This is a genomic window from Amycolatopsis sp. CA-230715 (assembly GCF_018736145.1).
In the GTDB taxonomy this organism is placed as follows: domain Bacteria; phylum Actinomycetota; class Actinomycetes; order Mycobacteriales; family Pseudonocardiaceae; genus Amycolatopsis.
Genome location: NZ_CP059997.1, coordinates 3,564,413 through 3,582,210, shown reverse-complemented (window position 1 = coordinate 3,582,210; position 17,798 = coordinate 3,564,413). Strand labels below are relative to the sequence as shown.

The following is a 17,798-nucleotide window of genomic DNA, read 5'->3' as shown; positions in this document are numbered from 1 at the left end:
CGGCACCGCTGGTCTTCACCGGAACCACATTCCCTACCCTCATCAGGGTGAACGCGGTATCGGAGCTGGCCACCTCTGGCCCGCTGCTGCTCGCCGCCGGTGTCGCGCTGCTCGCCGGGGCGATCTCGTTCGCCTCCCCGTGCGTCGTCCCGCTGGTCCCCGGTTACCTCGCCTACCTCGCCGCGCTCGTCGGCGCCGAGGCGCCCGCCGTCAGCGCCGACGAGGAGCGGAAGAAGGGCCGCTACGCGGTCATGGGGGCGTCGCTGCTGTTCGTGCTCGGGTTCACCGTCGTGTTCGTCGCGACGCTCGGCACGCTCGTCTGGCTGGCCGACGCCCTGCTCGTCAACCAGGACCTCATCCAGCGCATCGGCGGTGTGCTCACGATCGGCATGGCGCTGGTGTTCCTCGGCTGGATCCCCGGCCTGCAGCGCGAGTTCCGGTCGCACCACGTGCCCCGCGGCGGGCTGTGGGGCGCGCCGCTGCTCGGTGCGATCTTCGGGCTCGGGTGGACCCCGTGCCTCGGTCCGACGCTGTCCGCGGTCATTAGCATGGCCAGCGCGACCGGCGGCGTCGAAGCGCGCGGCTACCTGCTGATCCTGGTGTACTGCATCGGGCTCGGGGTGCCGTTCCTGCTCATCGCGCTCGGTGCCCGCTGGGCCGTGCGCGCCACCGACTGGCTGCGCCGCAACGGCCGCAAGGTCCAGGTCTTCGGCGGCGTGCTGCTGCTGATCGTGGGCGTGCTGCTGGTCGCGGGCCTGTGGGGAGATCTGATGGGCTGGATCCGCAACGAACTCGCGAACGAACTCGAGCTGCCGCTGTGACGACGACCGAAGCGCCCCCCGCGCAGCCGCGCGAGCCGTACCGCCCGTCGCCGGTCAAGCGCGTGCTCGCGTTCCTGCGCAACACCTGGCGCGGGCTGACGTCGATGCGCACCGCGCTCATCCTGCTCTTCCTGCTCGCGCTCGCGGCGATGCCGGGCGCCCTGCTGCCGCAGCGGGTGCTGAACGCGACGAAGACCGACGAGTACATCGCCGCGCACGGCTGGTGGGGCGAGCTCCTCGACAAGCTGCAGTTCTTCGAGGTCTATTCCAGCGTCTGGTTTTCCGCGATCTACCTGCTCCTGATGGTGTCGCTGATCGGCTGCCTGACGCCGCGCAGCTTCGAGTTCGTCCGGCAGATGCGCGCGAAGCCGGTGCTGACGCCGCGGAACCTGGCGCGCATGCCGCACCACCGGCGGGCCGAGCTGGACGGCGGCGTGGACGACGTGCTCGCCGCGGTCAGGACGCGGTTGCGCGGCTGGCGGCGTGCCGAACGGGAGGAGCCGGACGGGGTCCGCACGGTCAGCGCCGAACGCGGCTACCTCCGCGAAACCGGCAACGTGATCTTCCACTTCGGCATCCTCGGCGTGATCGTGTTCTTCGCGCTGGGGAAGATGTACAGCTACGAGGGCGACGTGCTGGTCCAGGCCGACGGCTCCTCGTTCTGCAACTCGGGCATCTACGCCTACGACAACTTCCGACCGGGCCTGAGCGTCGACGGCACGAAGCTCACCCCGTTCTGCCTCAAGGTGAACGGGTTCAAGGCCGACTACACCCCCGAAGGCCAACCCGAGCACTACGAGTCGGACATCCAGTACCAGTCCGGCGCCGATCTCGACAACGGCACCTGGCGGCCGTACCACCTCGAGGTCAACGATCCGCTGCGCACCGAAGGCGATCGCGTCTACCTGATCAACCACGGCTACACGCCCGCGTTCACGGTGACCTACCCCGACGGCAAGTCGAGGACCCTGAACACCCAGTGGCGCCCGGTCAACCCGCAGACCTACCTGTCGGAGGGCGCGACGAAGTTCGACCAGCCCGGTATCGACGACTCGGCCCAGCGCCGGGCGCGCCAGATCGCGGTCACCGGGCTGCTCGCGCCGACGCCGTTCCTGCACGGCAACGTGCTCACCTCGATCGCGCCGGAGCTCAAGGACCCAAAGGTGGCCGTCGACGTGCTTCGCGGCGATCTCGGCCTGGACACCGGCAAGCCGCAGTCGATCTACGAGGTCGACCAGCGGATGGTCGACGAGGGCAGGCTCAAGAAGGTCGCCCGCGAGAACCTGGCGATCGGCCAGTCGATCACCCTCGACGACGGGACGAAGGTCCGGTTCGACGGCGTCAAGCAGTGGGTGATGCTGCAGGTCTCGCACGATCCGACGCAGGTGTACGTGCTGGTGTGCGCGATCGCCATGCTGCTCGGCCTCGCCGCGTCGCTGCTGGTCAAGCGGCGGCGGGTGTGGGTGCGGGTGACCCCGGTGGACGGCCCCGGCGATGTACGACGTACCGTAGTAGAAGTCGGCGGGCTCGCCCGCACGGATCAGGCAGGCTACGGCGAGGAGTTCACCCGGATCGCGCGCGATCTCCTCGACGGGAAGAACGGGAACTGACATGCCGATCAACGAGGACCTGTCGCGCTTCAGCGACTACGCCTACACCACCGCGGTCGCGATCTACGTGTTCGCGCTGATCTTCCTGCTGATCGAACAGTCCTTCGGCGCGCGCGGCCGGCAGGCCGCCGACCGCGCCAAGGTGCGCGAACTCGCCGGCGCGGGCGGCCCTCCGGTCACCGAAGACGTCCCGCCGGCGTCGTCGAAAGTGACCAACACCGGCCTGATCCCGCCCGCGAGGGCCGCGCGGATCGGCCGGATGGGCGCCGCGCTCATGGTGCTCGGCGTGCTGCTGCACCTGTCCGCGCTGGTGCTGCGCGGGATCGCGGCCGGGCGCGCGCCGTGGGGCAACATGTACGAATACATCATGGCGGTCACCTTCGTCGCCATGGCCGCCTGGCTCGTCGTGATCAAGAAGTTCGACGTCCGGCACCTGTCCGGGTTCGTGTTGCTGCCCGTGGTGATCCTGATGTTCATCAACGGCACCATGCTGTACACGGCCACGGCGAAGGTGCAGCCCGCGCTGCAGTCGTACTGGCTGGTCATCCACGTCTCCGCGGCGATCCTCGCCTCCGGCGTGTTCCTGATCCCCGGCGTCGCGAGCGTGCTGTTCCTGTTCCGCTCCGCCCACGAGCGCGACAGCGCGAAGTTCGCGAAGTTCGGCCCGAAGCTGCCGTCGTCCGACGTGCTCGACCGGGTCGCCTACCGGACCACCGTGCTCGCCTTCCCGGTGTTCACCTTCGGCGTGCTGTGCGGCGCGGTCTGGGCGGAGGCGGCGTGGGGCCGGTTCTGGGGCTGGGACCCGAAGGAGACCGTCGCCTTCATCGCGTGGGTCGTGTACGCCGCTTACCTGCACTCGCGGGCGACCGCGGGCTGGCGCGGCACCAGGGCGGCGATCATCAACACCGTCGGGTTCGCGCTGACGGTGTTCAACCTGTTCTTCGTCAACCTCGTCACCGCGGGCCTGCACTCGTACGCCGGGGTCAACTGACATCGGACGCGCTTGCCGACTACCGTCGTCAGTGACGACCACCGGGCGACCGGCACGGACCGGCGGGGCAGCGCGAGGAGGATGGCACTGGTGACGGGAACCAACGACGAATCGGTGCCTGGCCACCACGACGAGGACGGCATCTCGGCGGAATCGCCGACGCAGTGGGCGCCGCCCCCGCCGCCCGAGCACTCGGTCCCCACCGCGCAATCGGGTGAATCCGGCCCGCTGTTCGCCGAGGACCGGACCGATTCCGCGCCGCATCCGCCCGCGCAGGCCGCCCAGCAGCCCGCCGCGCCGCAGGCCCAGTCCGCGCCGCCGCCCGGCGAACCGGCGCCGCCGGTGGACCCGTCGTCCGGGCCGTTCCCGGTCGCGGGCCAGCCGCAGTACGCGCCCGGCTATTCGGATGCCCAGCCGCAGGCCTACGAGGCGCCGCAGGCCGCCTACGCCGAGCAGCACGGTTACACCGAGCCGCCGCCACCCGGCCAGCAGCCGCCACCGCAGCCGCAGTACGCGGTGCCCTACGACCAGCAGCTCCCGCCGTTGCAGCCGCCGCAGTACGCCGCGCCCCCGCCGCAGCAGCAGTACGACCAGGCGCAGTACGAGCAGCAGGCCCCGCCGGGCTACCCGCCCCTGCCGCAGCCCGCTTCGCAGCAGCAGGGTGGCAGGCACGCGCTGGCCGGTGGCGACGACCTGACCAGCGCGCACCTGGTCAAGCAGGTCAAGCGCCGTCCGCAGTCGGGCTGGCGCAAGGCGGTCTACCTCGGCTCCGGCAAGCTCATCAACCCCGGGGAGAGCCCGGCCGACCGCAGGCAGCGCGAGCTGATCGCGCGCGTGAACCAGCCGCTGCGCGGGTGCTACAAGATCGCGATGCTGAGCCTCAAGGGCGGCGTCGGCAAGACCACCACGACGACCACGCTCGGCTCGACCTTCGCGTCGCTGCGCGGGGACCGGGTCGTCGCGGTCGACGCGAACCCCGACCGCGGCACGCTGTCGCAGAAGATCCCGATCGAGACCACCGCGACCGTCCGCCACCTGCTGCGCGACGCGGACAAGATCACCAGGTACAGCGACGTCCGGTCCTACACGTCGCAGGGTTCGAGCCGTTTGGAGATCCTCGCCAGCGAGCAGGACCCCGCGGTGTCCGAGGCGTTCTCCGAGGAGGACTACCGGCGCACGGTCAACCTGCTCGAGCACTTCTACAACATCGTGCTCACCGACTGCGGCACCGGGCTCATGCACTCGGCGATGAAGGGCGTCCTCGACGTCGCCGACGCGCTGGTCATCGTGTCCTCCGGCTCGGTCGACGGGGCGCGCAGCGCGTCCGCGACGGTCGACTGGCTCGACGCGCACGGGTACGGCGAACTGGTGAAGCGCTCGGTCGCGGTGATCAACTCCGTGCGCCCGAAGGGCGGGTCGGTCGATCTCGACAAGCTGTCCGCGCACTTCGGCGCGCGCGTCCGCGCGGTGTGCCGCATCCCGTTCGACCCGCACCTGGAAGAGGGCGCGGAGATCGAGCTCGACCGGCTCCAGAGCGGCACCAGGCTGAGCCTGCTCGAACTGGCCGCGACGGTCGCGGACGCGTTCCCGCGCAAGTGACGGTCGGCGTCTAACGGTAAAAGGCGGCTTTACCGAATCCGGCGCGCGAGCAGCGGGATCGTCGCGCTCGCGGCTGTGAAAAGGGTCTCAACGACGACGCCGCGCCTGTCCTGGCGGACGGGCGCGGCGTGCTGGCTCCGCTGGGGTCAGCGGTCCTTCTCGTCGTGGGGTTTGTGCTGGTCTTCGGCGAGTTTGCGCAGGAAATCCGGGTCGTCGTCCGGCGCGACGGACGTGCGCCGGGAGGGCACACCCACTCGCTCCGCACCGAAGGCCCGCCAGAGAAGTACGGCGATGGTCAGCGCGCCGATCGCCGCGAGCAGGTAAAGCATGCTCGGCTCCCTTCCGGTGTGCCGCGCGGTCTTGGTCCCCCGAGGTTAACCCTTTTGTCGGGATTCGGGGCACGCGGCACCCTCACGGTTCGCCTGCGATCTCACGAAGACCGTGCCGGGGCTGTCCGGGTGTCGCGCGCCGGAGACAACCAGCTCGCGCTTCTCGTTTCGTGAGAACGCGGAGCGGCAGGATGTCAGACGGCGCGGGTCGGCTCGCTGGCGTCGGTGGTCAGCTCGGCGAGCAGCTCGTTGACCTCGGACTCGCGGAACCGGCGGTGGCCGCCAGGGGTGCGGATCGAGCCGATGCGGCCCGCGGTGGCCCACCTCGTGACCGTCTTCGGGTCGACCCTGAACAGCGCGGCGACTTCGCCAGGGGTGAGCAGACGTCCTCCCATGGTCGCGGTCATCTTCCGCCTCCTTTACGACTTCGGTGCTATACCGGAAATCGTCAACGGTCGTCCAGGCCGTCGGCACCGGTAGCCAACTAGGGCAATCGTGGCATCTCACCCGTCAGGTACTCGAACGGTTGGCTAAGAGTAAAGAGCCCTTAAAGGACTAAAGGGACATTTCCCGTTCGTCGCAGGTCGAGGACTCGCGGCGGGTGCCGTGCGCTCGGGTGGTTAGGGTCTGTCCATGGATTCGGTTGACCGGCGGATCATCGCGGCCCTGCGCGTCGACGGGCGCGCGACCTACGCCGAACTCGGGCGCTCGGTCGGGCTCTCGGCCTCTTCGGTGCACGAACGGGTCGGCAAGCTCGAAAGCGCGGGCGTGATCACCGGGTACCACGCGGCGGTCGATCCCGGCACGGTCGGCCTCGGGGTGACCGCGCTGGTCGGCATCCAGCCCACCGACACCGCCTTCGACGACGACGTCGCCGAAGAGCTGGGCAAGCTCGCCGAGGTGGAAAGCTGTTACGCGGTCGCGGGCGACGACGCGTTCGTGGTGAAGGTCAGGGTCGCGACCGTCGACGACCTCGAGCGCAGCCTCGGCAGGCTGCGTCGCATCGACGGGGTCGCCCGCACGCACACCACGGTCGTGCTCTCGACCCGCTTCGAGGGCAGGCCGAACAACGTCGCCTTGGAGGCCCAGGAAGGCGGCGCGTAACCTCATCGCCGTGAGTGAAGCGCCTGACGAACGGCCAGCGAGCACCCTCGGTCGCGACCTGACGCTGTACGTGCTGGCGCGGTTCGGGATCGTCGCGATGGTGGCCGTGCTGCTGATCCTGGTCAAGGTCCCGCTGCTGGTCGCGCTCGCGGTCGGCCTCGTGGTGGGCCTGCCGGTCGGCCTGCTCGCGCTCCGCAAGCTCAACGCCCGCGTCACCGCGGGGCTCGCCGTGCGCAACGAGCGCCGCGCCCGCGAGCGCGCGAAGCTGCGGGCCGAGCTGCGCGGTGAGCAGTGAGCAAGCTGAAGAACCGGGCCTGGGTCCGTGAAGCCATCCGCATCATCGAAGCGGACGCGAACCGCAGCGCCGACACGCACCTGCACACCTTCCCGCTGCCGCCGGAATGGGGCGTCGACCTCTACCTGAAGGACGAGTCGGTGCACCCCACCGGCTCGCTCAAGCACCGGCTGGCCCGGTCGCTGTTCCTCTACGGTCTCGTCAACGGCCAGATCGGCCCGGACACCGTCCTCATCGAGGCGTCGAGCGGTTCGACGGCGGTTTCCGAGGCGTACTTCGCGCGCATGCTCGGCCTCGAATTCGTCACCGTGGTGCCGAGGAAGACGAGCCAGGAGAAGATCGCGCTCATCGAGTTCTACGGCGGCCGTTGCTACTACGTCGACGTCCCGCTGGCCATGTACGACGAGGCGGAGCGGCTCGCGGCGGACTGCGACGGGCACTACCTCGACCAGTTCACCTTCGCCGAGCGCGCGACGGACTGGCGCGGCAACAACAACATCGCCGAGTCGGTGTTCACGCAGATGCGGTCGGAGCGGCACCCGGTGCCTGCCTGGATCGTGGTCGGCGCGGGCACCGGCGGCACCAGCGCGACGTTCGGCCGGTACGTCCGCTACAAGCGGCACACCACCAAGATCGGCGTCGTCGACCCCGAGAACTCCGCGTTCTACGGCGCGTGGCAGACCGGCGCCCTCGACTACGGGACGGGGATGCCGTCGCGGATCGAGGGGATCGGCCGCCCGCGCGTGGAACCGTCGTTCGTGCCGGGCGTGATCGACGAGATGTTCCCGGTGCCCGACGCGGGCTCGATGGCGGCGATCCGGTTGCTGCGCGAGCGCACCGGCCTGTGGGCGGGCGGGTCCACCGGGACGAACCTGTACGGGGCGTTCCAGCTGATCTCGCGGATGGTGGCCGAAGGGCAGGCGGGCAGCATCGTCACGCTGCTGTGCGACGGCGGCGACCGGTACGCGCACACCTACTACAACGACGACTGGCTCGCCGAGCAGAACCTCGACATCGAGCCGCACCGGCGGGCCATGGACGAGTTCCTGGCCAGCGGGAAGTTCGTGCCGGAGGAGTGAGCCCGGTCAGTCCCGGCCGCGCGGCCGGGCGCGGACGTGCACGCGTTCGCCCTGGCGCCCGAACAGGCTGAGCAGTTCGACGGGGCCCTCACCGGTGGTGCCGAACCAGTGCGGCAGCCGCGTGTCGAACTCGGCGGCTTCGCCCGGTCCCATCACCAGGTCGTGGTCGGCGAGCACCAGGCGGAGGCGGCCGGACAGCACGTACAGCCATTCGTAGCCCTCGTGCGTGCGCGGTTCCGGTGTGCTCCGGCTGGCGGGCAGGATCATCTTGTAGGTCTGGATCGGGCCGGGCTGGCGGGTCAGCGGCAGCACGATGTTGCCGTGCACCCGCCTCGGCTGCACGCGGATGCGCGGGTCGCCGACCTCGGGTGCGCCGACCAGTTCGTCGAGCGGGACCTGGTGCGCCAGCGAGATCGGGAGCAGCAGTTCGAGGCTCGGGCGGCGCTGGCCGGATTCCAGCCTGGACAGGGTGCTCTTCGAGATGCCGGTCGTGGCGGCCAGCGCGTCCAGCGTGACGCCGCGCTGGGTGCGCAGCCGCTTGAGCCGGGGCCCGACCTCGGTCAGCGCGCGGTCCACCACGGAGGAAGGTTCCATGCCCGTCAGTGCAGCACGCCGGTGGCGGTATCGGCAACGGGAGTTGCCGATACCGGAACTTGAACGGTGCTCAGGTGCTCGGGTGCTCAGCCGACGGCGAGCGCGACGGCGGTGAGGACCGCCCAGGCGAGCATCGCCAGCCCGGTGTCGCGCAGCGCCGGGATCAGCTCGCGGCCGTGCCCGGTCCGGATCGCCTTGACCGACTTGAGCAGCACCGGCGCGGTGATCAGCGCGACCCACGCGAACGTCCCCGACGCGATCATGGCCAGGCTGACCAGGTACGGCACGGTGACCAGCGCCAGGTAGAGCCGCCGCGTGCCCCGGTCGCCGAGCCGGGTGGCCAGCGTCCGCTTGCCCGATTCGAGATCGGTCGGGATGTCGCGCAGGTTGTTCGCGGTCAGCACCGCGCACGAGAACGACCCGACGGCGACCGCGCAGCCGAGCGCGACCCAGCTGACGCGGCCCGCCTGCACGTAGACGGTGCCGAGCACGCCGGCGAGGCCGAAGAAGACGAACACCGCGATCTCGCCGAAGCCGTAGTAGCCGTACGGCTTCTTGCCGCCGGTGTAGAACCACGCGCCGAGGATGCAGACGGCACCCATCGCGAGCAGCCACCAGCGGCCGCTCGCCGCGACGAGCAGCAACCCGAGCACTCCGGCGACGCCGAGGCTGGCGAGCGCGGCGACGAGGACCTTCTTCGGTTCGGCCGTTCCGGAACCGACGAGCCGCAGCGGGCCGACCCGGTTCTCGTCGGTGCCGCGCACGCCGTCGGAGTAGTCGTTCGCGTAGTTCACGCCGACGATCAGCGCGAGCGACACGAGCAGGGCCAGCAGCGACTGCCACCAGGTGAAGGCGTCGAGGGCGGCCGCGGCGCCGACACCGGCGACGACCGGGGCCACGGCGTTGGGCAGGGTGCGCGGCCGCGCGCCTTCGATCCACTCCGACACGGTTGCCATGCCGTCATTCTTTACAGGGACGGACGCGGTCAGGGCAGCAGGGTGTCGCGGACCGAGATCCGGTCCACCTTGCCCGGCCCGCGCAGGGGGAGCGCGTCGAGGAATTCGATCCGCTTCGGGGCCGCGGCGGCGCCAAGCGCGTCGCGGACCGCCGCGCGCAGCGGCGCGACCTCGGTTCGCGGGTCTTCGGCGACGACCGCGGCGGCGACGGCCTCGCCCCACTGGGCATCCGGCACGCCGACCACGCACGCTTCGCGCACGCCTTCGCACGCCGCGAGCACGCGCTCGACGGCACCGGCGGGCACCTTCACCCCGCCGGTGTTGATCATGTCGTCCACGCGGCCGAGCACTTCGAGCCTGCCGTCGGCGTCGAACCGGCCTTCGTCGCTGGTCAGGAATTTTCCGTCCACAAAGGACTCCGCCGTTTCGGTGGGCCGGAGCCGGTAGCCGGTGGCCAGCACCGGGCCGGAGATCAGCACGCGGCCGTCCGCCAGCTCCACCTGAACACCGCTCAAGGGCACGCCGTCGTAGACGCAGCCGCTGGCGGTTTCGCTCATGCCGTAGGCGGGCACGATCCGGACGCCCGCGTCCGCCGCGCGCTCGCGCAGCGCGGGCGGGGTCGCGGCGGCGCCGAGGATGACGCGGTCGAACGCGCGCGCGGCGTCCAAACCGGCGCCGCCCGCGTCGAGCAGGCGGACGAGCTGGGTCGGCACCATCGCGGTGTAGCGCGGCCCGGAGGTTTTCAGCAGCGGCGCGGTGGCTTCGGCGAACCCGTCGGGGCGGAACGGCCCCGGCGGCAGGACCGCGGGTTCCGTGCCCGCCAGCAGCGCGCGGACCAGGACCTGGAGGCCGCCGATGTAGCGGGCCGGGGTCGCCAGCAGCCAGTGCCCTTCGCCGCCGAGCCGCTCGTGGGTCGCCCGCGCGGACGCGGTCAGCGCGGTGGCCGGGAGCAGCACGCCCTTGGGCGCGCCGGTGGAACCCGAGGTCGCGATGATCGCCGCGGTGCCGGGTTCGACGGGCTCGCCGGGTGCCATGCCCTCGCGCAGCGCGGGCGCCGACGGATCGTGCGCGTCGAGCGGCAGGACGGCAGGGCCCCCGTCGAGCGCGTCGGAAAGGGCGTGGCGGAGCCGGTCGAGCGATTCGGGAGTGCCGTCGAGCCAGACTTCCCGCACCGCAGACCTCCCGCACTCATCGCCTCCGCCCGAGTCTAAACGGCCTGTTCGGCGACGTGCGGCAGGACGATGCGGGCCGCGGACTCATCGATACCGGCCTGGTGCCGGGTGACTTCGGAGCGGAAAACTTCTTCGTAGTGGGCGAAGACCGCGCGGTGATCGCCGGTGGCGAGTCCTTCGGCGAGCGCGTGCGCGCCGAGCATCGCCAGGCTCGTGCCCATCCCGGTGAGGAACGACGCGCAGTACGCGGCGTCGCCGATCAGCGCCACCCGCCCCGAGGACCAGGATTCCAGGTGGATCTGGCTGACCGCGTCCGCGTAGAGGTCTTCCGCCGCCTCCAGTTCGGCGAGCAGGTCCGGTACCCGCCAGCCCATGCCCGCGTAGGTTTCGGTGACCAGTTTCTTCTGCTGCCCGGTTTCCCGGAGATCGCCGGGGAACTCGCGGGGCCGGAACGCGAAGAACGCGGCGGCCTTGCCCCGGTAGCTGTACACGCCCGCCGTCCGGCCGGGTTCCTGGTGGATCACGCCCCAGTCTTCGCGGCCGAACCCGGGGTCCACCCGCACCGACGCCGAGTACAGCCCGAGATACCGGGCGTACGAGGATTCGGGGCCGAAGGCCAGGCGGCGGACCGTCGAATGCAGGCCGTCCGCGCCGATCACGAGATCGAACCGGCGGGGCTCGCCGCGTTCGAATTCGACATCGACCCCGGAATCGTCCTGCGCGAGGGCGCTTATCGAATCGTCGAAAACGTATTCGACGTCGTTCTCGGTCGCCGAATGCAGGATTCGCACCAGATCGTCGCGCTCGAGTTCGAGATCGCCGGACACGGTCGGGTCGAATTCCGCGACCGGGTGGCCCTCCGCGTCGACGAAGCAGACGCCCCGCGTGTGCGTCCGCGCCGCCTCGACCTCGTCCAGGATGCCCATGCGGTCGGCGAGTTCCACGGTCGCGCCCCGCAGGTCGATCGGCCCGCCGCCACCGCGCCGCGCGCCGGAGCGCTCCACCACCGTGACGCGGATCCCCTGCCGGACCAGGCGGTGGGCCAGCGTCGGACCGGCGATACCCGCGCCGGAAACCAATACATGCATCGAATTCTCCCCTGAAGATTTACTGACCACCGGTCAGAACACCGGAAGACTACGGTACTGACCGACGGTCAGGCAAGTCTAGGCTGGGCGGGTGCTGACCACGCGTGCGCGGATACTGGACACCGCTCGCCGGCTGTTCGCCGAACGCGGCTTCCAGAACACCTCGGTGCGGGAGATCGCCGAACGGCTGGGGCTGACGAAGACGGCCGTGCTCTACCACTTCCCGGCCAAGACGGACATCCTCGCCGCGCTGGCCGATCCGTACCTCGAAGACCTGGGATCGGTGCTGGACTCGCGGAAATCCGCGGCCGAGGTCATCGAGGCGCTGCTCGACGTGCACCTCAAACACCGGCACCTGATGCGCAGCAACCTCATGACCGACGTGTCGCTGCAGGCGAACATCTCCCTGCGGTACGGGCAGCTCATGATGCGGGCGAACCAGCTCATCGCGGGTGAGAACCCCGATTTCGACGAGAAGATCCGCGCCGCGCAGACCGTCGCGATGCTGAGCGATCCGGTGATCGCCTACGCCGACGAGCCGCCCGAGGCACTCCGCGCCGCCGTCTTGCGCGGCGTTCGCGCACTACGCGACAACACCTAGTGTTCTGAGTCGTTGATTCGTTGGTAGTTTTTTAGTGTGGGGTATGGGTGATGGCCGTGGTCCGAAACTGTCGTTGTTGGAATTGACAGAGGTTGAGCGTGACACGTTGCGGGGTTGGATTCGGCGGGGTAAGACCGCGCAGGCGTTGGCGACGCGGGCGCGGATCGTGCTGGCCTGTGCGGAGGGCTTGTCCAACAGTGAGGTCTCTCGCGAGCTGAAGATCTCGTTGCCCACGGTGGGCAAGTGGCGCAAGCGATTCGTCGAGCGTCGTCTGGATGGTTTGTCTGACGAGCCTCGGCCGGGCGCGCCTCGCACGATCACCGACGCGCAGGTCGAGGAGGTCATCACCAAAACGTTGGAAGAGCGACCTGCTCGTGAGGACAGTCATTGGTCGACTCGGTCGATGGCGGACGCGGTCGGGATGTCGCAGACGGCGATTTCGCGGATCTGGCGGGCGTTCGGTCTCAAGCCGCATCTGGTGGACATCTGGAAGCTCTCGACCGATCCGCTGTTCATCGACAAGGTCCGTGACATCGTTGGGTTGTATCTGGACCCGCCGGGCAACGCCATGGTTCTGGCCGTGGACGAGAAGTCCCAGATGCAGGCACTGGACCGGACCGCGCCGATGTTGCCGATGATGCCCGGGGTCCCTGAGCGTCGCACCCACGACTATGTCCGCTACGGCACCACGAGCCTGTTCGCCGCACTGGACATCGCCACGGGGCGGGTGATCGGCCAACATCAGCGCCGTCACCGGCACCAGGAATTCTTGCGGTTCCTCAAAACCATCGACAAGAACACGCCAGCCGAGCTGGATCTACACCTGGTGTGCGACAACTACGCCACCCATAAAACCCCGGCGATCAAGACCTGGCTGGCCGCGCATCCTCGCTTCCACCTGCACTTCACCCCGACTTCCAGCAGTTGGCTGAACCTGGTGGAACGCTGGTTCGCGGAGTTGACCAACCGCAAACTGCGTCGCTCGGCCCATCGCAGCGTCAAGGAACTGGAAGACGACGTCGATGCCTGGATCGCCGCATGGAACGACAACCCGAAACCGTTCGTGTGGACCAAAACCGCCGACGAAATCCTGGACAGCCTGGCCCACTACTGCACCCGGATCAATAAAACAATCAACGACTCAGAACACTAGCCCCGCCGCTCAGGCATAGGTGAGCGTGAGGGCGCGGCCCTGCGTGCGGCCCGCTTCGGCGGCGGGGACGCGCGTGCCGGGGTCGAGCGGGTTGGTGCCGATCGCGGCGAACGACGCCTCGTCCGGGGACACGATCGCGACCGCCGAGCCGGAAGAGCGCAGGTCGTCGACGACCTCGGCCAGCGGGTGTTCGGCGGGGAACGGCGCGTCGACGCCCAGCGGGGCGATGATCAGGACGCGTTCCGCGCCCGCCGCGTAGTCGGCGTTCTCGGCGGAGCGCACGCCGCCGTCGACGTAGCGCCGGTCGCCGATCGTGACCGGCGGCCAGATCCCGGGGACCGCGCAGCTTGCGGCGACCGCGTCGACGAGCGGGACGCCGGAGTCGCGGTCGAACACGCGCGGCTCACCGGTCTCGGCGTCGACGGCGACGATCAGGACGCGGCGCGAAGGCCACTCGAAGGACGGCAGGCGCGAGGCGATCGCGGCACGCCGATCGGCCTCGGACACCGTGTCGGCGGCGAGCGCGTACGCACCGATGGCCCGCCGGATCTCGGCGTAGGACGGATCGGTCTCGAAGATCGTGTCGAAGGCTCCGGCGAAACCGTCGAGATCGAGTTCGGCCGAGATCTCCGTCGCCTGCAGCGAGGGCACGGTCTGGCGGGCGTAGAGGTCTTCGAGGGAGAGCCCGCTGCCGAGCTGGGCGGCGACGGCCGAACCCGCGGAGGTGCCGACCAGCAGGTCCGCGCCGGCGACCTCGGTCCCGTTGTCGGCCAGCCCGGCCAGCAGCCCGGTGATCCAGGCGATACCGGCGACCCCGCCGCCCCCGAGCACCAGCGCGTCTTCCGCCACGATCCACTCCTTTTCGTCGGTCCCGTTGACGACAGTTTGCCCGCGAAACGTCCTCGGGGCGGGTCAGGTGAGGAAGGTCAGCAGGGCTTCGGTGACCTGGCCGGGGTGGGTCAGCGCGGGGGTGTGGGCGGCGCCGTCGACGACCTGGACCTCGGTCGCCGACGGCAGCCGGTCGCGCAGCAGCTCCATCCGGTCGCGCGGCAGCGAACGATCCCGCGAGCCCCAGAGCAGCAGCGCCGGGCAGGTGATCTCGCCGAGCCTGCCGGAGACGTCGTCGCGGTCGAGCAGGCAGCGCGCGGTTTCCCCGAGCGGCAGGCTCGCGCGGTCGCGCCAGCGTTGCCGCCACGACGCCGCGTGCACGTCGTCGCCGAGCAGCTGCTCCGACAGCGGCACGGTGAGCTCGTCGACCGGGCCCGCCGCGCGCAGCGCGTCGAACAGGCCTTGGTAGGCGATCTTGTCCTCGGGATCGCACGCCGTCGCCTCGGTGTCCATCAGCACCAGGCCGGTCACGCGGTCCGGCGCGAGCAGCGCCGCCCGCAACGCGATGAAGCCGCCCTGCGAGATGCCGCCGATAGTCGCGGCGGGCAGACCCAGTTCGTCCATGATCGCCAGCACGTCGCGCGCGGCGTCCCAGTAGGTGAAGGGGCCGTCGGCATCGGGGGACTCGCCGTGCGCGGGCGCGTCCCAGCGGATCACGCGCCAGCGCGGCGCGAGCGCGTCGGCCTGGGCGTCGAAGACGGTGTGGTCCAGGAAGTAGCCGTGCCCGAGCAGCACCGGAGGACCGTCACCGCCGGTGTCGGCGACGTGCAGTTCGCGGCCGTTGACCCGCATGTCAGTAGTGGTACGGGTAGTCGGACCAGTCCGGATCGCGTTTCTGGAGGAACGCGTCGCGGCCTTCGACGGCCTCGTCCTGCATGTACGCCAACCGGGTGGCTTCGCCCGCGAACAACTGCTGGCCCATCAGGCCGTCGTCGGCGAGGTTGAACGCGTACTTGAGCATGCGCTGCGCGGTCGGCGACTTGCCGTTGATCTCCCACGCCCAGTTCAGCGCCTCGGACTCCAGCTCGGCGTGCGGGATGACGGCGTTGACCGCGCCCATCGCGTGCATCTGCGCCGCGGTGTAGGCCCGGCCGAGGAAGAAGATCTCGCGGGCGAACTTCTGCCCGACCTGCTTCGCGAGGTACGCCGAGCCGTAGCCGCCGTCGAACGAGCCGACGTCGGCGTCGGTCTGCTTGAACCGCGCGTGCTCCTCGGAAGCCAAGGTGAGATCGCACACCACGTGCAGCGAGTGCCCGCCGCCTGCCGCCCAGCCGGGGACGACCGCGATCACCACCTTGGGCATGAACCGGATCAGCCGCTGCACCTCGAGGATGTGCAGCCTGCCCGCGCGTGCGGGGTCGACCGTGTCCGAGGTCTCGCCGGTCGCGTACTGATAGCCGGACCGTCCGCGAATACGCTGGTCACCACCGGAGCAGAACGCCCAGCCCCGGTCCTTCGGCGACGGCCCGTTGCCGGTCAGCAGCACCGCGCCCACGTCGGAGCTCATCCTGGCGTGGTCGAGCGCGCGGTACAGCTCGTCGACGGTGTGCGGGCGGAAGGCGTTGCGGACCTCCGGACGGTTGAACGCGATCCGCGCGACGCGCTTGCCCGATCGGCTCTCAGCCGAGCGGTGGTAAGTGATGTCAGTGAAGCTGAACCCCTCGGCTTCGCTCCACACGGACGGGTCGAACAGCTCGGAAACCTGGGCGTCATCCACGTTTGGGAGAATAGGACGTGTGCGTGTGAGTACGGAGACCACATCCGGCGGCAGGGGCCGCCGGTGAACCCGTCGACCGCACAGGCACGGGTCGTCGTCGACGAACTCGTCCGCAACACCGTTTCGCACGTGGTGCTCTGCCCCGGTTCGCGGAACGCGCCCCTGTCGATCGCGCTCTACGACGCCGCGTCGGCCGGGCGGCTGCGGCTGCACGTGCGGATCGACGAGCGGGGCGCCGCGTTCCTCGCGCTCGGGATCGCCGCGCGCACCGGCCGCCCGGTCGCCGTGGTGTGCACCTCGGGGACGGCCGCGGCGAACTTCCACCCCGCCGTGCTGGAGGCCGACCGCGCCGGGGTGCCGCTGATCGTGCTGACCGCGGACCGCCCGCCGGAGCTGCGCTCGGCAGGCGCCAGCCAGGTGATCGACCAGCAGAACCTCTACGGCAACGCGGTCCGCTACTACGACGAGCTCGCGGTCGCCGAGCGGCGTGCCGGGCAGAACGCGTACTGGCGCAGCCAGATCTGCCGCGCGTGGAACGCCGCGTACGGGGAATGGCGCTGCGGGCCGGTGCACCTGAACGTGCCGTTCCGGGAACCGCTGGTGCCCGACGGTGGCGACGACTGGTTCGAGTCGCTGGAAGGCAGGGCGGGCGGCGCGCGCTGGACCGAGCTGCCCGACTACGGCGCGCTGCCCGCGTTCGTGGTGCCTTCGGCGCGCTACGGCCTGGTCATCGCGTGCGACTCCGGCGTGCGCGCGGCGAGCGAATGGGCGGAGGCGCACGGCTGGCCGGTGGTGTCCGAAACCGGCGGGCTCGGCCTGGCGGGCGACACCGCGATCGGCACCGGCGCGTGGTTGCTGGGCGTCGAGGACTTCATCGCGCGGCACAAACCGGAGCAGGTGCTGTGCATCGGGCGGCCGACGGTGTTCCGGCAGGTGCAGGGCGTGCTGTCGGATCCGGACGTCGAGGTGCTGCTGGTGCGGCCCGATTCGGACTGGCCGGCGCCCGCGCACAACGTGCGGCAGGTCGGGCAGTGGTTCGCCGAGCCGACGAAACCGGCGGACCCGGACTGGCTGCCCGCGTGGCAGCGCGCCGACGCCGCCGCGAAGGCCGCCGTGACCACCGCGATCGCCGAGGAGCCGTGGCCGAGCGGGCTGCGGCTGGCCGCGGAGCTGGTCGGCGCGCTGCCGCAGGATTCGCTGCTGGTGGTCGGCTCGTCGAACCCGACGCGGGACGTGGCGCTCGCGGGCGGGATCCGGCCGGACGTGCTGGTGCACCGCAACCGAGGCGTCGCCGGGATCGACGGGATGGTGTCGACGGCGATCGGCGCGGCGTCGGTGCACCGGGGCCCGTCGTACGCGCTGCTCGGCGATTTGACGTTCCTGCACGACGCCAACGGCCTGCTCGCGGGCCCCGTCGAGGAGCGGCCGGATCTGACGTTCGTCGTTTTGAACGACGACGGCGGCGGCATCTTCTCGCTGCTCGAACAGGGCGCCCCGGAGCACAGCGCGAGCTTCGAGCGGGTGTTCGGCACGCCGCACGGCGCCGATCTGGGCGCGCTGTGCGCCGGGTTCCGGGTGCCGCACGTGCTCGCCGAGACGCTGACGGAGTTCCGGGCGGCGTTGCGGCCGCAGCCGGGGCTCCGGGTGGTCGAGGTGCGGGTGGATCGGTCCCGACACCGCGATCTGCACGCGCGCGTGCGCGCCGCGGTGTCGGCCGCGGTCGAGAACGCTTGAGCACCGTTCAGGCCAGGTCGTCCCAGATGGCAAGACCCGCCCTTCGGCCGGTGCTCGCCAGTCGATC

At 70.5% G+C, this 17,798-nt stretch carries 19 protein-coding genes; 10 read left to right on the top strand and 9 right to left on the bottom strand.

The annotated features are described in order from the left end of the window. Positions 1 to 47 precede the first annotated feature (47 nt). From HUW46_RS16640 to HUW46_RS16625, 4 genes are all read left to right on the top strand, one after another. Entirely contained in the window at positions 48 to 821 is a 774-nt protein-coding gene (locus HUW46_RS16640) for a cytochrome c biogenesis CcdA family protein (protein WP_215548142.1), read from the top strand. Beyond that, entirely contained in the window at positions 818 to 2,431 is a 1,614-nt protein-coding gene (gene resB / locus HUW46_RS16635) for a cytochrome c biogenesis protein ResB (protein WP_215548141.1), read from the top strand. Before HUW46_RS16640 ends, resB begins: the two co-directional genes overlap by 4 nt. Position 2,432: 1 nt before the next feature. After that, on the top strand, positions 2,433 to 3,422 hold the full coding sequence (gene ccsB / locus HUW46_RS16630; protein WP_215548140.1) for a c-type cytochrome biogenesis protein CcsB: 990 nt from the start codon (positions 2,433 to 2,435) through the stop codon (positions 3,420 to 3,422). Between the two features lie 90 nt (positions 3,423 to 3,512). Continuing rightward, the gene (locus HUW46_RS16625; RefSeq protein ID WP_442860943.1) at positions 3,513 to 5,021 is read left to right on the top strand and encodes a MinD/ParA family ATP-binding protein; all 1,509 of its coding nucleotides are present in this window, start codon (positions 3,513 to 3,515) and stop codon (positions 5,019 to 5,021) included. 146 nt (positions 5,022 to 5,167) lie between these two features. Here the strand turns inward: HUW46_RS16625 and HUW46_RS16620 are convergent, their stop codons facing one another. Further along, positions 5,168 to 5,350: a hypothetical protein gene (locus HUW46_RS16620; protein WP_215548138.1), complete on the bottom strand. Its 183-nt coding sequence runs from the start codon at positions 5,348 to 5,350 to the stop codon at positions 5,168 to 5,170. Positions 5,351 to 5,544: 194 nt separating this feature from the next. Then, entirely contained in the window at positions 5,545 to 5,757 is a 213-nt protein-coding gene (locus tag HUW46_RS16615) for a BldC family transcriptional regulator (RefSeq protein ID WP_215548137.1), read from the bottom strand. Positions 5,758 to 5,983: 226 nt separating this feature from the next. On the opposite strand from HUW46_RS16615, the gene HUW46_RS16610 reads away from it, so the two are divergent. The 3 genes from HUW46_RS16610 to HUW46_RS16600 are packed head-to-tail and all read left to right on the top strand — an operon-like array spanning position 5,984 to position 7,828. Further along, the gene (locus tag HUW46_RS16610) at positions 5,984 to 6,454 is read left to right on the top strand and encodes an Lrp/AsnC family transcriptional regulator (RefSeq protein ID WP_215548136.1); all 471 of its coding nucleotides are present in this window, start codon (positions 5,984 to 5,986) and stop codon (positions 6,452 to 6,454) included. Positions 6,455 to 6,464: 10 nt separating this feature from the next. Further along, complete coding sequence (locus tag HUW46_RS16605) at positions 6,465 to 6,749, top strand: DUF4229 domain-containing protein (RefSeq protein WP_215548135.1); 285 nt, start codon at positions 6,465 to 6,467, stop codon at positions 6,747 to 6,749. Then, positions 6,746 to 7,828, top strand: coding sequence for a PLP-dependent cysteine synthase family protein (locus HUW46_RS16600; RefSeq protein WP_215548134.1), 1,083 nt, complete (start codon positions 6,746 to 6,748; stop codon positions 7,826 to 7,828). Before HUW46_RS16605 ends, HUW46_RS16600 begins: the two co-directional genes overlap by 4 nt. Positions 7,829 to 7,834: 6 nt before the next feature. Here the strand turns inward: HUW46_RS16600 and HUW46_RS16595 are convergent, their stop codons facing one another. The 4 genes from HUW46_RS16595 to HUW46_RS16580 all read right to left on the bottom strand — a co-directional run bounded on the left by HUW46_RS16595 (position 7,835) and on the right by HUW46_RS16580 (position 11,638). Beyond that, positions 7,835 to 8,422, bottom strand: a complete 588-nt coding sequence (locus tag HUW46_RS16595) for a helix-turn-helix domain-containing protein (RefSeq protein ID WP_215548133.1) — start codon at positions 8,420 to 8,422, stop codon at positions 7,835 to 7,837. A gap of 86 nt (positions 8,423 to 8,508) precedes the next feature. After that, entirely contained in the window at positions 8,509 to 9,378 is an 870-nt protein-coding gene (locus HUW46_RS16590; RefSeq protein WP_215548132.1) for a 1,4-dihydroxy-2-naphthoate polyprenyltransferase, read from the bottom strand. Positions 9,379 to 9,407: 29 nt separating this feature from the next. Next, positions 9,408 to 10,550, bottom strand: coding sequence for an o-succinylbenzoate--CoA ligase (gene menE / locus HUW46_RS16585; protein ID WP_215548131.1), 1,143 nt, complete (start codon positions 10,548 to 10,550; stop codon positions 9,408 to 9,410). Positions 10,551 to 10,585: 35 nt separating this feature from the next. Continuing rightward, a complete protein-coding gene (locus HUW46_RS16580; RefSeq protein ID WP_215548130.1) occupies positions 10,586 to 11,638 on the bottom strand; it encodes an FAD-dependent monooxygenase in 1,053 nt (350 codons plus the stop codon). A 91-nt stretch (positions 11,639 to 11,729) separates the two neighbouring features. On the opposite strand from HUW46_RS16580, the gene HUW46_RS16575 reads away from it, so the two are divergent. Both HUW46_RS16575 and HUW46_RS16570 read left to right on the top strand, forming a co-directional pair. Next, positions 11,730 to 12,239 carry a TetR/AcrR family transcriptional regulator gene (locus HUW46_RS16575; protein WP_215548129.1) on the top strand — a complete coding sequence of 170 codons (510 nt, stop codon included), beginning with the start codon at positions 11,730 to 11,732 and terminating at the stop codon, positions 12,237 to 12,239. Between the two features lie 43 nt (positions 12,240 to 12,282). Beyond that, complete coding sequence (locus tag HUW46_RS16570) at positions 12,283 to 13,392, top strand: IS630 family transposase (RefSeq protein WP_215548128.1); 1,110 nt, start codon at positions 12,283 to 12,285, stop codon at positions 13,390 to 13,392. 9 nt (positions 13,393 to 13,401) lie between these two features. Here HUW46_RS16570 and HUW46_RS16565 read toward each other — a convergent pair whose 3' ends face one another. From HUW46_RS16565 to HUW46_RS16555, 3 genes are all read right to left on the bottom strand, one after another. After that, on the bottom strand, positions 13,402 to 14,241 hold the full coding sequence (locus tag HUW46_RS16565) for a patatin-like phospholipase family protein (protein WP_215548127.1): 840 nt from the start codon (positions 14,239 to 14,241) through the stop codon (positions 13,402 to 13,404). Positions 14,242 to 14,304: 63 nt separating this feature from the next. Continuing rightward, on the bottom strand, positions 14,305 to 15,072 hold the full coding sequence (locus tag HUW46_RS16560; RefSeq protein WP_215548126.1) for an alpha/beta fold hydrolase: 768 nt from the start codon (positions 15,070 to 15,072) through the stop codon (positions 14,305 to 14,307). 1 nt (position 15,073) lies between these two features. Continuing rightward, the gene (locus HUW46_RS16555; RefSeq protein ID WP_215548125.1) at positions 15,074 to 15,997 is read right to left on the bottom strand and encodes a 1,4-dihydroxy-2-naphthoyl-CoA synthase; all 924 of its coding nucleotides are present in this window, start codon (positions 15,995 to 15,997) and stop codon (positions 15,074 to 15,076) included. Between the two features lie 63 nt (positions 15,998 to 16,060). Between HUW46_RS16555 and menD the strand changes: the two genes are divergently transcribed. Beyond that, complete coding sequence (gene menD, locus HUW46_RS16550; RefSeq protein WP_215548124.1) at positions 16,061 to 17,731, top strand: 2-succinyl-5-enolpyruvyl-6-hydroxy-3-cyclohexene-1-carboxylic-acid synthase; 1,671 nt, start codon at positions 16,061 to 16,063, stop codon at positions 17,729 to 17,731. Positions 17,732 to 17,798 lie beyond the last annotated feature (67 nt).